This is a genomic window from Magnetospirillum sp. XM-1 (assembly GCF_001511835.1).
Classification (GTDB): domain Bacteria; phylum Pseudomonadota; class Alphaproteobacteria; order Rhodospirillales; family Magnetospirillaceae; genus Phaeospirillum.
Genome location: NZ_LN997848.1, coordinates 1,924,773 through 1,938,648 on the forward strand (window position 1 = coordinate 1,924,773; position 13,876 = coordinate 1,938,648).

Sequence of the window (13,876 nt, forward strand, 5' to 3'; positions counted from 1 at the left end):
CCGCTCATGATCCGTCCCACCCGCTATCTGTTGCGCATGGCCGCCTTCCTGGTGCTGGTCGCCGCCCTCGCGGCGCTGCTGCACGAAGGGCTGATGGCGGCCTTCGCCCACAATCCGGCGCTGAACGCCGTGCTGATGGGCGTGTTTCTGGCAGGAATCGTGCTTAATTTCCGCCAGGTGATGCTGCTCGGCCCCGAGGTGGAGTGGCTCGATACCTGGCGTAAGGGCCAGCCGGCCCTCTCGGGGCGCCTGCGTCTGCTGGCCCCCATGGCCGGCATGCTGGGCGAGCGCCAGGGACGGGTCAGCCTGTCGGCCATGGCCTTGCGCTCGGTGCTGGATTCCATCGCCGCCCGGCTGGAGGAACAGCGCGACCTGTCGCGCTACGTGGTCGGGCTGATGATCTTCCTGGGACTGCTCGGCACCTTCTGGGGCCTGTCGCAGACCGTGGGCTCGGTGGGCGAGGTGATCGCCTCGCTGGCCATCGGCGGCGCCGACCCGGCCGCCGCCTTCGAAGGCCTCAAGGCCGGCATGGCCAAGCCCCTGGCCGGCATGGGCACCGCCTTTTCCACTTCGCTGTTCGGCCTGGCCGGATCGCTGGCGCTGGGCTTCCTCGACCTCAATGCCGGTCAGGCGCAGAACGCCTTCTACAACGAGCTGGAGGAATGGCTGGCCGGGCAGACCCGCCTAGGGACCGGCGGGCCGCTGACCTCGGCCGAGGATGGCGGCGCCGGCCAGTCGGTGCCCGCCTATATCCAGGCCCTGCTGGAGCAGACCGCCGACAGCCTGGACAACCTTCAGCGGGTCATCGCCCGGGGCGAGGAGAACCGGGGCAGCGTCAACGCCTCGGTGACCCTGCTGACCGAGAAACTGTCGGCGCTGACCGACCACATGAAGGTGGAGCAGTCGCTGTTGCTGAAACTGGGCGAAGGGCAGCTGGAGACCCGCGCCCTGATGGCCCGCATGGTCGAGGGAGGCACCGGCGGCGGCATGGACGACGCCAGCCGCAACCATCTGCGCAGCCTGGACGGCAGCATGAAGCGGCTGGTGGACGAGACGGTGGCCAGCCGCGACCAGCTGACCGCCGAGCTGCGCTCGGAAATCCGGCTGCTGGCGCGCACCATCGCCGCCATCGCCGAGGAACCGCTGGAGCGCTGATCCATGGCTCTGTCGCGCCGCGCCCGCCGCTCCGTCGACATCTGGCCCGGCTTCGTCGACGCCCTGGCGACGCTGATCATGGTCATCGTCTTCCTGCTGATGATCTTCGTGCTGGCCCAGTTCTTCCTGGGCCAGGCGCTGTCGGGCCGCCAGAAGGCCCTGGACGATCTGGGCCGCGAGATGGCCGCCCTGGCCGAGAAGCTCAACCTGCAGACCAAGGCCAACGCCGCGCTGCAGCTGGAGCTGGAAAGCAGCCGGGCGGAAAAGGCCAAGCTGGAGGCCTGGACGTCGGGCGTGCAGCAGGACATGGCGGCGCTGCTGGCCTTGAAGGATGAGAAGGAGGCCGAGCTGGCCGCCGAGAAGAAGATCTCGGACGAGGGGCGCGCCCAGCTTGTCCTGCTCAACCAGCAGATCGCGGCGCTCAAGGACGAACTGGCCCGGGTGGCCGCCGTGCTCGAAGCCTCCGAGGCCCGCGACAAGGAACAGAAGGCCCAGATCTCCGACCTCGGCAAGCGGCTCAATGTCGCCCTGGCCGGCAAGGTGGAGGAGTTGCAGAAGTACCGTTCGGAATTCTTCGGCCGCTTGCGCAAGGTGCTGGGCGACCATCCCGGCATCCGCATCGAGGGCGACCGCTTCGTCTTCCAGTCGGAACTGCTGTTCGAGACCGGCTCGGCCGATCTGGGGCCGCAAGGGCGCGAACAGGTGCGCAAGCTGGCCGCCACGGTGCGCGAGATCAATGCCGGCATGCCCAAGGGCCTCAACTGGGTGCTGCGCGTCGACGGCCATACCGACAAGCGGCCCATCACCTCGGGCAAGTTCCCTTCCAACTGGGAGCTGTCCACGGCGCGCGCCATCACCGTGTTGCGCGCCCTGGCCGCCGACGGGGTGCCGAGAGACCGCCTCGCGGCGGCGGGCTTCGGCGAGTTCCAGCCGGTGGATTCCGGCAGCACCGAAGCGGCCTACGCCAAGAACCGCCGGATCGAGATACGCTTCGATCAGCGGTAGGGCCGGGACGACCCGCCCCTCATCCCTTCATCTTCCGGGACGGCCCGGATCATGCGGAGCATTGCGAAATGCCGTGGATTCTTCTTCTGCTGGCCGGTTTGCTGGAAATCGGCTGGGCCGTGGGGCTGAAATACGTGGACGGGCTGTCGCGGCCCATCCCCCTGGTGCTGACCGGGGCCGCCATGGTGGGCAGCGTGGTGCTGCTGGGCATGGCCATGCGGTCCTTGCCGCTGGGCACCGCCTACGCGGTGTGGACCGGCATCGGAACCGTGGGAACGGCGGTTGCCGGCATCATTCTGTTCGCCGAGCCGGCCGATGCCCTGCGCCTGGCCTGTATCGCCATGATCGTGGCGGGGATCATGGGCCTTAAAATGGCGTGATTTGCTTGTCCCTCGCCGGGCGCAAACCTTCGGTTTGCTTGGCCGCGCCCGCAATGGGCGCTGGATTCGAAATCCGAACTGATCATTCGGATTTCGATCATTCGTCCTCGACCGTGAAGGCGTCCAGGATGTCCTCGAAGCCGCCGTCGATGTTGTCCGGGGCGATCTGGGCGAACAGGTCGAGGATGATCACCGCGTTCAGCAGGGCGTCGCGGCTGACCGAATTGCGCATGCGCTCGGCCAGGTGCGAGTTCATCACCGACAGGTCCTGGTAGTGCTGCTTCAGCCCGTCCAGGGTCACCGGCCCGTCGGTGCCGGTCATGCGCTGCTGCACGATGGCCGACAGCAGCCAGGACGAGAACGAGCGGAACAGGGTCTCCTGCTCGTCGGCGAACGGCAGGTGGAAGCGGGCCATGGGCCTTAAGAAACGGGTCAGCGGGCAGCCCGAGGTGGCGCAGACCAGCCCGATCAGCGAGCCCAGCCCCGATTGCAAGGTGGTCTTGCCGACGATGGTGCGGTTCTCGGTGTCGACCTCGACCACCGCCTTGGTGTGCGAGACGCTGTCCTTGAAGGTGGGCAGGAACATGGCGATGCCGAGCGCCGCCGGGCAATAGGCGCAATCGTCGGACAGCGTGCAGTTGGGGCAGCGGTGGTGCTCCAGCCGGGCCCAGTCGGGCTTGGGGGCGGTGGGGGGAATGTCCAGGCGGAAGGTCTTGCGGTCGAAGAACAGATCCGCCTTCAGCGGCGCCTGCGCTCCGGTGAAGAAGCGATAGCTGATCTGCTTGCAGTTGATCTTCGATGTCTGATCCATCGTGCAATCCAGGGGGGCCATGGCCGTCTCCAATCGCAGGTGAATCCCAAATGCGATGGTTGGATTCTAGGCTTGATATCGCCTGCTCAACAATCAGGCGGCTCCCTTAACTCCTTCGGGCAATTACCTATGCGAAGGTATTCGCCGCCGAATACCGGTCGCGGGGAGGCTGATCGACTATGTGGGGGTAGTACTCTGAAAATACGAGCATATAAGCGAGAATGAATCTGTAATCGGATGATGTAAACAGATTGTGACCCGCGTGACGAATTCTGGAATTTTTATCCCGCCGCTGTCGGTCCGTTGATCAAGGTGCCGAGCAGCAGCACAAGGCCCAGTCCGGTGATGGACAGCGCGCCGCCCAGGGCCAGGGCGAAACGGACGCGGCCGCCCAGGCTGGATTCGCCCAATCCCCGCTCCACCAGCCGGTTGAGGCCCAGCGCCCCCAGGCCGATGGCCGCCACGGTGACGGCGACGCCGATTCCCATGGCCAGCGTCGCCAGCACGCCGATCAGGACCATGCCGTTGGCGAAGCAGAACAGCAGGACCAGGATGGCGCCGGAACAGGGGCGAAAGCCTACCGCCGCCGCCATGGCGAACAGGGCGTTGCGCTCGGTCTTCCCGCCGTCGTGACGATCATGGTGGTGGTGGCCGCAACAGGCGCCGTCGTGATGATGGTGATGACCGTGATCATGGCCGCAGCCCTTGCCGGTCAGCGTCCGCCAGGTCATCAGGGCGCCGATGGCGGCGATCATGGCGAACGAGCCCACCTCCAGCCAGGCCGCCCCGGCGCTGACGGTGCGCGGCGCGAGGCTGAGAATGCCGGCCAGCACGCCCACGGCGAGGATGGCCGAGCCGGCCTGGACCATGGCGGCGATCAGGCTGGCGGCCAGGCCGTGGACGATGCGGGCCCGCCTGGAGGCGAACCAGCCGCCGATCACCACCTTGCCGTGGCCGGGCCCCACCGCGTGGAACACGCCGTAGAGGAAGGCGGCGGCGATGATGGCGGCGGCTGGTTCCCACGAACCGGTCTCCTTCATCACCGCCAGCTGCTCGCGCAATTGGCCGGTCAACTGACGCTGCAGGGCGAAGCCCCAACTGGCGATGGAGCGCAGCGGCTCCGGCAGGTCGGAGCCGGACGCGGGAGCGCCGCCGCCCGGCACCAGGGCGGCCCAGGCCGAGGTGGGCACCAGCGACAGGACAAGGATGATCAGCCGCATGTCACCGTGGCCCGCTTGGGCGTCACCGCGCCGCCGAAGATGGTGTTGCCGTGGTCGGGGGCGATGGTCGCCTTGCAGCCGACCGATCCCTCGCCGTTCAGGGTGACCGCGTTGTCGGTGGGAAAGTCCATGTCGATGTAGAAGGTCTCTTCATAGGTGGTGAAGCTGAAGGATTCCCTGCGCGGGTCCACCGGCCGGGGCAGGGGCAGGCGGAAAGCGTACAGCAGGCTGTCCTTGACCGCGATCACCTTGAAGTCGGTGGCGTCCGGCCAGACGACCGGCTCGGCTCCTATGCGGGCATAGGTAAAATGGCTCTGCGGCTTGGTGTCGCGGAAGGCCTCGCGCTCCAGGTCCTTCATCTCGTCGGGGTCGAGGCGGTTGTTCTTGTTTTTGTCGAAATCCTTGAGCAGCGAGGCGCTGAACACCGGGTCGAACTTCCAGCCCATGAACAGGCTGACGATCTTGCCGTCCTTGAATTCCACTAGGGCGTGGACGTCCACCAGCACGTGGGGATGGGCCAGGGCCGGGACGGGCAGAACCAGGAACAGCAGAATCAGGAGGCGGCGCATGCCAGCCGCTCGAAACCGCGCTCCAGGTCTTCCAGCAGGTCGTCGGCATCCTCCAGCCCGGCGTGGAAGCGCAAGGACGGCCCGGCGGGGGACCAGTCCGTGGCGGTGCGGATGATGGAATGGCCCGAGGTGGGGATCACCAGGCTTTCGAAGCCCCCCCACGAGAAGCCCAGCTTGAAGTGGGAATAGCCGTCCAGCATGGCATCCACCGCCGCCTTGGCGGCCGACTTCAGGATCACCCCGAACAGGCCGCATCCGCCGCTGAAGTCCCGCTTCCACAAGTCGTGGCCGGGATCGGAGGGGAGGGGCGGATACAGCACGCGGTCCACCTCGGGCCGCGCCGCCAGCCAATTGGTGAGGCGCAGCGCCGTCTCGGAATGCTGACGCAGGCGGACGGGCAGGGTGCGCAGGCCGCGCAGGCCCAGATACATCTCCTCGGTGCCCGGCGAGTGGCCGAAGGTGGCGATGGAGGTCTTGACCTGCAGCCACAGCTCGGGCGTGGCGGCGGTGATGGTGCCCAGCATGGCGTCGGCATGGCCGACGATATACTTGGTGGCCGCCTGGATCGAGATGTCGACGCCCTTGGTAAAGGGCTGGAAATGCAGCACCCCCCAGGTGTTGTCCATCATGACGATGGCGCCCGCCGCATGGGCCGCCTTCGCGATGGCCGGGATGTCCTGGATTTCGAAGGTCAGCGAGCCGGGGCTTTCGGTGAACACCACCTTTGTGTTGGGGCGGATCAGCGCCTTGATCCCGGCGCCCGTCAGCGGGTCGTAATAGGTGGTCTCGATCCCTAAGCCAGTCAGGACGCTGTCGCAGAACTTCCGCGTGGGGAAATAGGCGGTGTCGACCATCAGCAAATGGTCGCCGGCCTTGAGGAAGGCCAGCAGCGCGCCGGTGATGGCCGCCAGTCCCGACGAGGTGGCGACGGTGCGGTGCCCGCCCTCCAACTCGGCCACCGCCTCTTCCAGGGCGAAGGTGGTCGGCGTGCCGAAGCGGCCGTAGCGCACGCCCTCGAACGGCGTCTTGCCGCTCTTCTCCATGGCCGCCACCGAGGGGTGGAGGATGGTCGAGGCGTGGTAGACGGGGGGATTGACGGCGCCGTGAAAGGCTTCCGGCTTGCGGCCGGCATGGAGGATGCGGGTGGATTTCTTCATGTCATTCCGGCCGAGCGAACTGGGGCGGGCATGGTGCCGTGCCAGAGGCCCTCAAGCCAAGGAATTTCGCGTGTCAGCCCGCCAGGGACAGGGCGGCGGCGGCCAGCAGCGCCAGGGCGGCGAAGGCGGCGAGGACGAGATGGGAGTTGTCCTGCGTGGCAACGCGGGCACGAGCCTTCCGGTTACGCATGGGACATCTCCTTTGCTTCCGACCCTTCAAATATGGACGCGATTGCGCCGGGCATCAAGTTGTCATGAAGATTCTTTCGAGGCGGCGGCGCCCGCGCCCCTATACCGGTGTATAGGCTGGTTGAAATAGCTCAATCCATTACATAAGTCATAAAATGGTTGGGGTTATTCTTGGGGAGAAGGGACCATGGACCGTAATCGCATTCTGTCGGCCGCCTTGGCGGCGGCCGGCCTTTCCGTGTTGTCGGCCTTTCCCGTTCTGGCTGGCGATTCCAAGGCGCAGGTGACCACCGCCGCCGCCCATGCGGGCATGGCCGCCACCGCCGCCGAACTGAAGATGGTCAAGGGGCATCTCCAGCATGTCATCAATTGCCTGGTCGGCCCGGCTGGCGAGGGATATGACGCGGCCCAGGCCAATCCGTGCAAGGATCAGGGCTTCGGGGCCATCCCCGACGCGCCCATGGACAAGATGCCGGCGCTGAAGATCGCCAAGGACGGCGCCGCCGAGTCCGATCTGGCCAAGGCGCAGGAAAAGGCCGCCGCGACCCAGGTCGCGCTGGGCAAGATCTCCATGTGAAGATCTGAACTATTCGCCGGGGGCCGAACTTTGGTTCGGCGGCGAATAGCGGATGAAATCGTGATAACCCTGAGGGAAGAAATACTCTTAGGGTTATTTCATTTTCATGGCAAAGCTATTGGTACTATATATGCGTAAAATTACGTATTTTTGCTTCTGCTTGAGTGCGGTGCGGAAAAATTTTTAGGAAACAATGCTGTAACAACTCATGCCCAACTTGAGTTATATATTTGAATGTCAATATATTGCCGTTTGATAGAGGGGCGACTGTCTGAAACGGCCTTAACTTCCATCACTTAGTGTGTATCCTGCGCCCTTCTGGAAAAGATGCATTGCGGGGGCATCTCAGTGATCGTCAATCTGCGCATCGGTACCCGTCTCTCCCTGATCGTCGTCATTCTGCTGGCGGCGCTGGGTGGGGTGTCGCTGTACGCGCTGCACCAGATTCGCGACCGCCTGATGGCGGAACGCCAGAGCCAGAGCCGGATCATGGTGCAGGGCGCCCTGACCCAGATCGCCCGTTTTCACGCCATGGAGAAGGACGGCATCCTTCCGGCCGAGGCGGCGCAGAAGCTGGCGCTTCGGGCGGTGGACACGCTGCGCTACGGCCCCGACGAGTATGTGTGGGTCAACGATGCCCGCCCCGTGGTGCTGTCCCATCCCATCGAGGGCATGGTGGGGCGCAACGTTGGCGACATCCGCGACATGGATGGCCGCCCGCTGTTTCTCGAGTTCAACCGCATCAGCGCCAGCAGCGGCAGCGGAATCCTGGCCTATAAATGGCCCAAGCCCAACGACGACGTGCCCCAGCTGAAGATTTCCTATGTGGAAGGCTTCGCCCCCTGGGGCTGGACGGTGGGGTCGGGCATCTACGTGGACGACATCGACGCCGCCTATTCCGAGGTCGCCCGGCGCTTCGGATGGTTCGCCCTGCTGGCGGCGGCGGTCAGTTCGGCGGTGGCCTGGCTGGTGGCGTCGACCATCACCCGGCCGCTGTCGGCCATCACCCACCACATGACCCGGCTGGCGTCGGGGCAGGATGTGACGGTGAGCGAGACCGGGCGCGCCGACGAGGTGGGCGAACTGATCCGCGCCATGGCCGCCTTCAAGCGCCATCTGGCCGAGAAGGAGCAGTTCCGCGAGGCCCATGATTCCGTCCTGCGCGAGGCCGGCACCGTCTTCAACCTGATCAACGACGCGGTGATGGTCACCGATGCGCGCAACCACATCAAGCTGGTCAATCCGGCCTTCATCCGCATCACCGGCTATGGGCCGGACGAGGTGATCGGGCGCTCTCCCTCCATTCTCGCCTCGGGGCGGCACGACGAGGCCTTCTACGCCGCCATGTGGAAGCAGCTGGCGGCCACCGGCGCCTGGAACGGCGAGATATGGAACCGCTCGAAGAGCGGAGAGGTCTATCCCGAATGGCTGTCGATCACCGCCATCAGGGATCGCGAGGGCCAAGCCAGGGGCTATGTGGCGACCTTCAGCAATATCGCCGAGCGCAAGCGCCGCGAGACGCGCATGCGCTGGCAGGCCGAGCATGACGCCCTGACCGGCCTGGCCAACCGCTCCCATTTCGAGGCGTCCCTGGCCCTGGCCCTGGCCGAGGCCCGCGAAAACCAGGATCAGGTGGCCCTGCTCTACGTTGACCTGGACGGCTTCAAGCAGGTCAACGACACCATGGGCCATGCGGCGGGCGACACGGTGCTGAGCGCCGTCGCCAAGCGTCTGCACGAGGTGGTGCGCGCCGACGATCTGGTGGCCCGGCTGGGCGGCGACGAATTCGCCGTGGTGATCCCCTGCCTGCACCGCGAGTCCGATGCGCGGGCCATCGCCGAAAAGATCGTCGCCCGGCTGTCGGACCCCTTCGCGGTGGGCGACACCACCGCCCATATCGGGGCCAGCGTCGGCATCGCGCTCTATCCCGGCCACGGCGCCTCGCCCGAGGATCTGATCCTTGCCGCCGACGCGGCCATGTACCGGCGTAAGCAGGCGGGACGCAACGGCGTCACCATGGCTCGGCCCATGACGGCCGACGCTCCGGTCTCCTGAACGGAAAAGCCCCCGCCGGGACGGGCGGGGGCTTGGATCGAGATGCGGCCGGGACGGCCGCGCTCCAAGGCCGGTCGCCATTCCCGGAGCGCGGGCATCCTGCCCGCAAGGTCTTACTTTTCGATGGGGGTGTCGTCGCGGTTGCCCCATTCGGCCCACGAGCCGTCATAGACCGCCACGTTCTCGTGTCCCAGCAGGTTGAGCGCCAGCGCCACGGTACAGGCGGTGACCCCCGAGCCGCAGGAGATGGCCACCGGCTGCTTGGCGTCGATGCCGGCGGCGTCGAAGCGGGCTTTCAGCTGGTCGGCGGGCAGCATGCAGCGGGTCTTCTCGTCGATCAGGTCGGTGAACGGCACGTTGACCGAACCGGGGATGTGGCCCTGGTGCTTGGTGGGGCGCGGCTCGGCCGCCTCGCCCTTGAAGCGGGCCGGAGCGCGGGCGTCGAGCACCAGCTCGCGCTTGTTCTCCAGATTGGCCTTCATGTGGTCCAGGTCGCGGACCAGCAGGTGGTTGTAGTGGCTGATGAAGTGGCGGGTGCGGGGAACGGGGGGCAGGTCCTCCACCGGCAGCCCCTCGCGCAGCCACTTGGGGAAGCCGCCGTCCAGCACCGAGACGTCGCGGTGGCCGAAGGTGCGGAACATCCACCAGGCGCGCGCCGCGGCGCTGGTGAAGCCCGAGCCGTCGTAGATCACGATCTTGTTGCCGTTGCCCAGGCCCAGCTTGCGCACCTTGGAGGAGAACTTCTCCGGCGCGGGCAGCATGTGCGGCAGGGTGGAATCCGTGTCGGCGATCTCGTCGATGTCGAAGAACACGGCGCCAGGGATGTGCTCGGCGTCGTATTCCTCGCGCGCGTTGCGGTTCTGGGCCGGCGTGTACCAGCTGGCGTCCACGACGCGGACGTCGGGGGCGGAGAGGTGCGAAGCCAGCCACTCGGTGCTGACGAGGGCGTCCGGATTGGGATAGCTCATGCTTTTACGTCCCCCCTTGCGGGTTTGCTCTTGTTTCGTCGCCGCTCAGTCCAGCCAATCGGGCACCGGCAGATCGCGCTCGCGCAGGAAGGCCGGATTGAACAGCTTGCTTTGATAGCGGGTACCATAATCGCAGAGCACTGTCACCACTGTGTGTCCGGGTCCTAATATGCGCGCTACCTTGATGGCGGCCATCACGTTGATTCCGCTCGATCCTCCCAGGACCAGCCCTTCCTGCTTCACCAGATCGAAAATCAGCGGCAGCGCTTCGTGGTCGGTGACCTGCACCTGATCGTCGATGGGGGCGCCGTCCAGGTTCCTGGTGATGCGCCCCTGGCCGATGCCTTCGGTGATGGAGGTCCCCTCGGCCTTCAGCTCGCCATGGGCATAGTGGTTGTAAAGCGCCGAGCCCATGGGGTCGGCCAGAACCACCTTGATGTCCCTGTTGTGCTCCTTCAGCGCCATGCCGGTGCCGGCCAGGGTGCCGCCGGTGCCCACCGCGCAGGTGAAGGCGTCCACCTTGCCGTCGGTCTGGCGCCAGATCTCCTGGCCGGTGGTGTTGAAATGGCCCATGCGATTGGCGGTGTTGTCGAACTGGTTGGCCCACAGCACGCCGTTGGGCTCGGTCTTGGCCAGTTCGCCCGCCAGGGTCTCGGAATAGCGCACGTAATTGCCGGGATTGGCGTAGGGCACCGCCGGGACAAGACGCAGATCGGCGCCCACCAGCCGCAGCATGTCCTTCTTTTCCTGGCTCTGGGTCTCGGGCATGACGATCACCGTCTTGTAGCCCAACGCGTTGGCCACCAGGGCCAGGCCGATGCCGGTATTGCCCGCCGTGCCCTCGACGATCACGCCGCCCGGCTTCAACAGGCCCCTGGCCTCGGCGTCGCGGATGATGGCCAGCGCGGCGCGGTCCTTGACCGAGCCGCCGGGGTTGAGGAATTCGGCCTTGCCCAGGATCTCGCAGCCGGTCTCCTCGGATGCGCGCTTCAGGCGGATCAGGGGGGTGTTGCCGATGGTGTCGAGGAAGCCGTCGCGAATGTCCGTCATGGTTTGTGTAGTTTCCGTCTAATTACCACGAGAATAATGTAGCTAGTCGGATGGCGGACTACAAGGGTCGTGACGCTTCCCGGACCCGCTCGGGCGTGAACGGCACGGTTCTAAGGCGCACGCCCACCGCGTCGAACACCGCGTTGGCCAGGGCGGCGGGCACCGGGGTGGCGGCCGCCTCGCCGCCGCCCATGGGGGGAAGGTCGGGGCGCTCGATCAGCTCGACGGCGATGTCGGGCACGTCGCCGAAGGTCAGGATGGGATAGCCGGACTGATCGACGGAGGTGACGTGCGACGTGTCGAAGGTCACTTCCTCGAGCAGGGTGCGCGACAGGGTCTGCAGGATGCAGCCCTCGATCTGCATCTTCAGGGCGTCGGGATTGATCACCAGCCCGCAATCATGGGCGCAGGCCACCCTTTTCACGGCGATGCCGCCGGATTCGCGGTCCACGGAGACTTCCATGGCGACGGCCACGTAGGTTTCCGAATGCTTGTAGTGGACATAGGCGATGCCGCGCCCGGTGCCGTCGGCCTGGGGATTGGGGATGGGCCGGGGCGCCCAGGCCAGCATGGAGGCGGCCTTGGACAGCACGGTGACGCCCCGCAAGTCCCTCAGCCCGATCAGGCGGGCCACCAGCGGGTCCATGCCGACGCCGGCGCACAGCTCGTCGAAGAAGCTTTCCACCGCGAAGGTGTTGGCGATCTTGCCCGGTGCCCTGATGTTGCTGGGCCGCAGCGGGGCGTCGGCCAGCCAGTGGACCTTGACCTCCAGGTCGGCCACCGCGTAGGGCGGATCGCCGTTCTGGCTGATCAGGCCGGTGACCAGCCCCTTCGGCTGGTCGATTCCCGCCGCCTCGGGCGCCAGAAGCGGCACGTTGGGCAGATTGGCGGTGGCCTTGGGCAGCCACATCTCGGTGCTCCAGCCGGTCAGCACGCCGGCCTCGTTCATGCTGCCGCGCAGGGCCAGCAATTGCGGTGGCCCCTTGGGGTCCCAGCCCAGCTCGTCCTCGCGGCTCCAGGCGACGCGTACCGGCTTGCCGGTGGCCTTGGCCAGCAGGGCGGCGTCGGCGGCGGCGTCGTCATGGCCGTTCATGCCGTAGCAGCCCGAACCGTCGAGATAGATCAGCCGCACCTTGTCCACCGGCAGCCCCAGCAGGGCGGCGAAGGCGGGGCGGAACTTGTGGGTGGCCTGCGACGCGGTCCAGATGGTGGCGGCGCCGCCCGCAACCTGGGCGACGGCGCAGCTGGGGCCCAGCGAGGCGTGGGACTGCACCGGCCAGTAATACTCCACGGCGGGCGGGGAATCGGCCAGGCGGGCGGGGGCGTCGCCCTTGGCCTTCAGCACCTCGTCGGCGGTGAACGGGCCGGATTTCAGCCAGCCGCGCACCGCGCCGTGGCCCATCAGCGGGGCGGATTCCGACCATTGCGCCTTCAGCATTCCCGCCGCCCGCACGGCGTCCCATTCCCGCTCGGCCACCACCGCCAGGAAATCCTTGATCCGCACCACCCGGACGCCCTTGATCCCCTTGACCGAGGCTTCGTCCACCTTGAGCAGGCGGGCTCCCACCGATGGCGGGCGGACGACCCGGCCATGCAGCATGCCGGGCAGCTTGAAGTCATGGACATAGGTGTGGGTGCCGCAGACCTTGGCCGGCACGTCGGGGCGGGGCAGGGGCTTGCCCACCACCCGGTATTCCGCCGGCTTGCGCAAGGGCGCCTTGGGGTCGAGCTGCAACTCGAAACCCCGTTCCCCCACCAGGTCTCCCATGCCGATGGAGCGTCCGCCATCCCTGGGCGCCACCATGCCGTCCACGAGGTCCAGATCCTCGGGTGGCAGTTCCAGGCGGGCGGCGGCCAGGCGGATCAGCGCCTGGCGCGCCGTGGCGGCGGCCTGCCTGATCTGCACGCCGCCCTTGGGCACGCCGGTGGAGCCAGCGGTGGGTCCCTGGTCGGGGGTCAGCATCGTGTCGCCCTCGATCAGGGTGATGGCGTCGACCCCGAGCCCCAGTTCCTCGGCGGCCATCTGGCGGATGGCGATGCGCAGGCCCTGGCCGAGGTCGACCTTGCCGCAATAGACGGTGACCTTGCCATCCGAACCGATGGCGAGAAACCCGTCCACTTCGACCGGGTCGACCGTCTTGGGTAGGGCCGCGAGCGAGGGGCGCGGCAGGGTGAAGGCCACCGTCAGGGCGGCGCAAGCGCCCAGGAAGGCGCGGCGCGAGAGATCTAGGCTCATGACGGTTCCCCCTTGCCGGCGCGCAGCACGGCGCGCAGCACCCGGTGGTGGCTGCCGCAGCGGCACAGATGGCCGTCCAGGGCGGCCTTGGCCTCGTCTCTGCCGGGCTGGGGATTGCGGGCCAGCAGGGCGGCGCTTTCCACCACCATGCCGGCGGTGCACCAGCCGCATTGGGCGGCCTGCTCGGCCACGAAGGCGGCCTGGACCGGATGGGGGGCTTGCGGCGTGCCCAGCCCTTCGATGGTGGTCACGCTGCGGCCGGCGGCCATGGCCAGCGTGGTCTGGCACGACCGCGCCGGTTCGCCGTCGATCAGCACGGCGCAGGCGCCGCATTCGCCCTTGCCGCAGCCCATGTGAGTGCCGGTCAGGTTCAATTCGCCGCGCAGCCAGTAGATCAGCGGCATGTCGCCATCCGCCGGGGCGGCGGTCCTGGGGGTGCCGTTGACGGTCAGCGAGAGGCGGGCGGGAGCTTTGGGGCTTGCTGGCTTTGCGGGCATGACATCC

Annotated in this window: 13 protein-coding genes; 5 read left to right on the top strand and 8 right to left on the bottom strand. The window is 67.0% G+C overall.

Annotated features, from left to right (window positions below; genetic code table 11):
- Nucleotides 1-6 precede the first annotated feature (6 nt).
- From XM1_RS08935 to sugE, 3 genes are all read left to right on the top strand, one after another.
- Nucleotides 7-1,155, top strand: a complete 1,149-nt coding sequence (locus tag XM1_RS08935) for a flagellar motor protein MotA (RefSeq protein WP_068432769.1) — start codon at nucleotides 7-9, stop codon at nucleotides 1,153-1,155.
- 3 nt (nucleotides 1,156-1,158) lie between these two features.
- A complete protein-coding gene (locus tag XM1_RS08940; protein WP_068432770.1) occupies nucleotides 1,159-2,160 on the top strand; it encodes a peptidoglycan -binding protein in 1,002 nt (333 codons plus the stop codon).
- 68 nt (nucleotides 2,161-2,228) lie between these two features.
- The gene (sugE, locus tag XM1_RS08945; protein ID WP_068432771.1) at nucleotides 2,229-2,540 is read left to right on the top strand and encodes a quaternary ammonium compound efflux SMR transporter SugE; all 312 of its coding nucleotides are present in this window, start codon (nucleotides 2,229-2,231) and stop codon (nucleotides 2,538-2,540) included.
- A gap of 97 nt (nucleotides 2,541-2,637) precedes the next feature.
- Here sugE and XM1_RS08950 read toward each other — a convergent pair whose 3' ends face one another.
- The 4 genes from XM1_RS08950 to metC all read right to left on the bottom strand — a co-directional run bounded on the left by XM1_RS08950 (nucleotide 2,638) and on the right by metC (nucleotide 6,297).
- On the bottom strand, nucleotides 2,638-3,351 hold the full coding sequence (locus XM1_RS08950) for a hypothetical protein (RefSeq protein WP_231920746.1): 714 nt from the start codon (nucleotides 3,349-3,351) through the stop codon (nucleotides 2,638-2,640).
- Between the two features lie 281 nt (nucleotides 3,352-3,632).
- The gene (locus tag XM1_RS08955; RefSeq protein WP_068432774.1) at nucleotides 3,633-4,571 is read right to left on the bottom strand and encodes a nickel/cobalt transporter; all 939 of its coding nucleotides are present in this window, start codon (nucleotides 4,569-4,571) and stop codon (nucleotides 3,633-3,635) included.
- On the bottom strand, nucleotides 4,562-5,140 hold the full coding sequence (locus XM1_RS08960; RefSeq protein ID WP_068432775.1) for a DUF1007 family protein: 579 nt from the start codon (nucleotides 5,138-5,140) through the stop codon (nucleotides 4,562-4,564). Before XM1_RS08960 ends, XM1_RS08955 begins: the two co-directional genes overlap by 10 nt.
- Nucleotides 5,125-6,297 carry a cystathionine beta-lyase gene (metC, locus tag XM1_RS08965; RefSeq protein WP_068432776.1) on the bottom strand — a complete coding sequence of 391 codons (1,173 nt, stop codon included), beginning with the start codon at nucleotides 6,295-6,297 and terminating at the stop codon, nucleotides 5,125-5,127. The genes XM1_RS08960 and metC overlap by 16 nt, the downstream gene beginning before the upstream one ends.
- Nucleotides 6,298-6,673: 376 nt before the next feature.
- Here metC and XM1_RS08970 point away from each other — a divergent pair, with 376 nt between their 5' ends.
- On the top strand, nucleotides 6,674-7,063 hold the full coding sequence (locus XM1_RS08970; RefSeq protein WP_068432777.1) for a hypothetical protein: 390 nt from the start codon (nucleotides 6,674-6,676) through the stop codon (nucleotides 7,061-7,063).
- 348 nt (nucleotides 7,064-7,411) lie between these two features.
- Complete coding sequence (locus XM1_RS08975) at nucleotides 7,412-9,118, top strand: diguanylate cyclase domain-containing protein (protein WP_068437665.1); 1,707 nt, start codon at nucleotides 7,412-7,414, stop codon at nucleotides 9,116-9,118.
- 113 nt (nucleotides 9,119-9,231) lie between these two features.
- Here XM1_RS08975 and sseA read toward each other — a convergent pair whose 3' ends face one another.
- From sseA to XM1_RS08995, 4 genes are read right to left on the bottom strand one after another with little or no spacing between them, the layout of a single operon-like run.
- Nucleotides 9,232-10,086 (bottom strand): 3-mercaptopyruvate sulfurtransferase, encoded by an 855-nt coding sequence (gene sseA / locus XM1_RS08980; RefSeq protein ID WP_068432778.1) that lies wholly within the window; start codon nucleotides 10,084-10,086, stop codon nucleotides 9,232-9,234.
- Between the two features lie 45 nt (nucleotides 10,087-10,131).
- On the bottom strand, nucleotides 10,132-11,136 hold the full coding sequence (locus XM1_RS08985) for a cysteine synthase A (RefSeq protein WP_068432780.1): 1,005 nt from the start codon (nucleotides 11,134-11,136) through the stop codon (nucleotides 10,132-10,134).
- Between the two features lie 58 nt (nucleotides 11,137-11,194).
- On the bottom strand, nucleotides 11,195-13,372 hold the full coding sequence (locus XM1_RS25215; protein ID WP_068432781.1) for a molybdopterin cofactor-binding domain-containing protein: 2,178 nt from the start codon (nucleotides 13,370-13,372) through the stop codon (nucleotides 11,195-11,197).
- Nucleotides 13,369-13,869 (bottom strand): (2Fe-2S)-binding protein, encoded by a 501-nt coding sequence (locus XM1_RS08995; RefSeq protein ID WP_068432782.1) that lies wholly within the window; start codon nucleotides 13,867-13,869, stop codon nucleotides 13,369-13,371. Before XM1_RS08995 ends, XM1_RS25215 begins: the two co-directional genes overlap by 4 nt.
- Nucleotides 13,870-13,876: the final 7 nt, after the last annotated feature.

Coding starts and splice junctions, on each gene's coding strand:
- sseA (WP_068432778.1), bottom strand. CDS start 10,086: ATGAGCTATCCCAATCCGGACGCCCTCGTCAGCACCGAGTGGCTGGCT.
- sugE (WP_068432771.1), top strand. CDS start 2,229: ATGCCGTGGATTCTTCTTCTGCTGGCCGGTTTGCTGGAAATCGGCTGG.
- XM1_RS08940 (WP_068432770.1), top strand. CDS start 1,159: ATGGCTCTGTCGCGCCGCGCCCGCCGCTCCGTCGACATCTGGCCCGGC.
- XM1_RS08935 (WP_068432769.1), top strand. CDS start 7: ATGATCCGTCCCACCCGCTATCTGTTGCGCATGGCCGCCTTCCTGGTG.
- metC (WP_068432776.1), bottom strand. CDS start 6,297: ATGAAGAAATCCACCCGCATCCTCCATGCCGGCCGCAAGCCGGAAGCC.
- XM1_RS08970 (WP_068432777.1), top strand. CDS start 6,674: ATGGACCGTAATCGCATTCTGTCGGCCGCCTTGGCGGCGGCCGGCCTT.
- XM1_RS08995 (WP_068432782.1), bottom strand. CDS start 13,869: ATGCCCGCAAAGCCAGCAAGCCCCAAAGCTCCCGCCCGCCTCTCGCTG.
- XM1_RS08960 (WP_068432775.1), bottom strand. CDS start 5,140: ATGCGCCGCCTCCTGATTCTGCTGTTCCTGGTTCTGCCCGTCCCGGCC.
- XM1_RS08950 (WP_231920746.1), bottom strand. CDS start 3,351: ATGGATCAGACATCGAAGATCAACTGCAAGCAGATCAGCTATCGCTTC.
- XM1_RS08985 (WP_068432780.1), bottom strand. CDS start 11,136: ATGACGGACATTCGCGACGGCTTCCTCGACACCATCGGCAACACCCCC.
- XM1_RS08955 (WP_068432774.1), bottom strand. CDS start 4,571: ATGCGGCTGATCATCCTTGTCCTGTCGCTGGTGCCCACCTCGGCCTGG.
- XM1_RS25215 (WP_068432781.1), bottom strand. CDS start 13,372: ATGAGCCTAGATCTCTCGCGCCGCGCCTTCCTGGGCGCTTGCGCCGCC.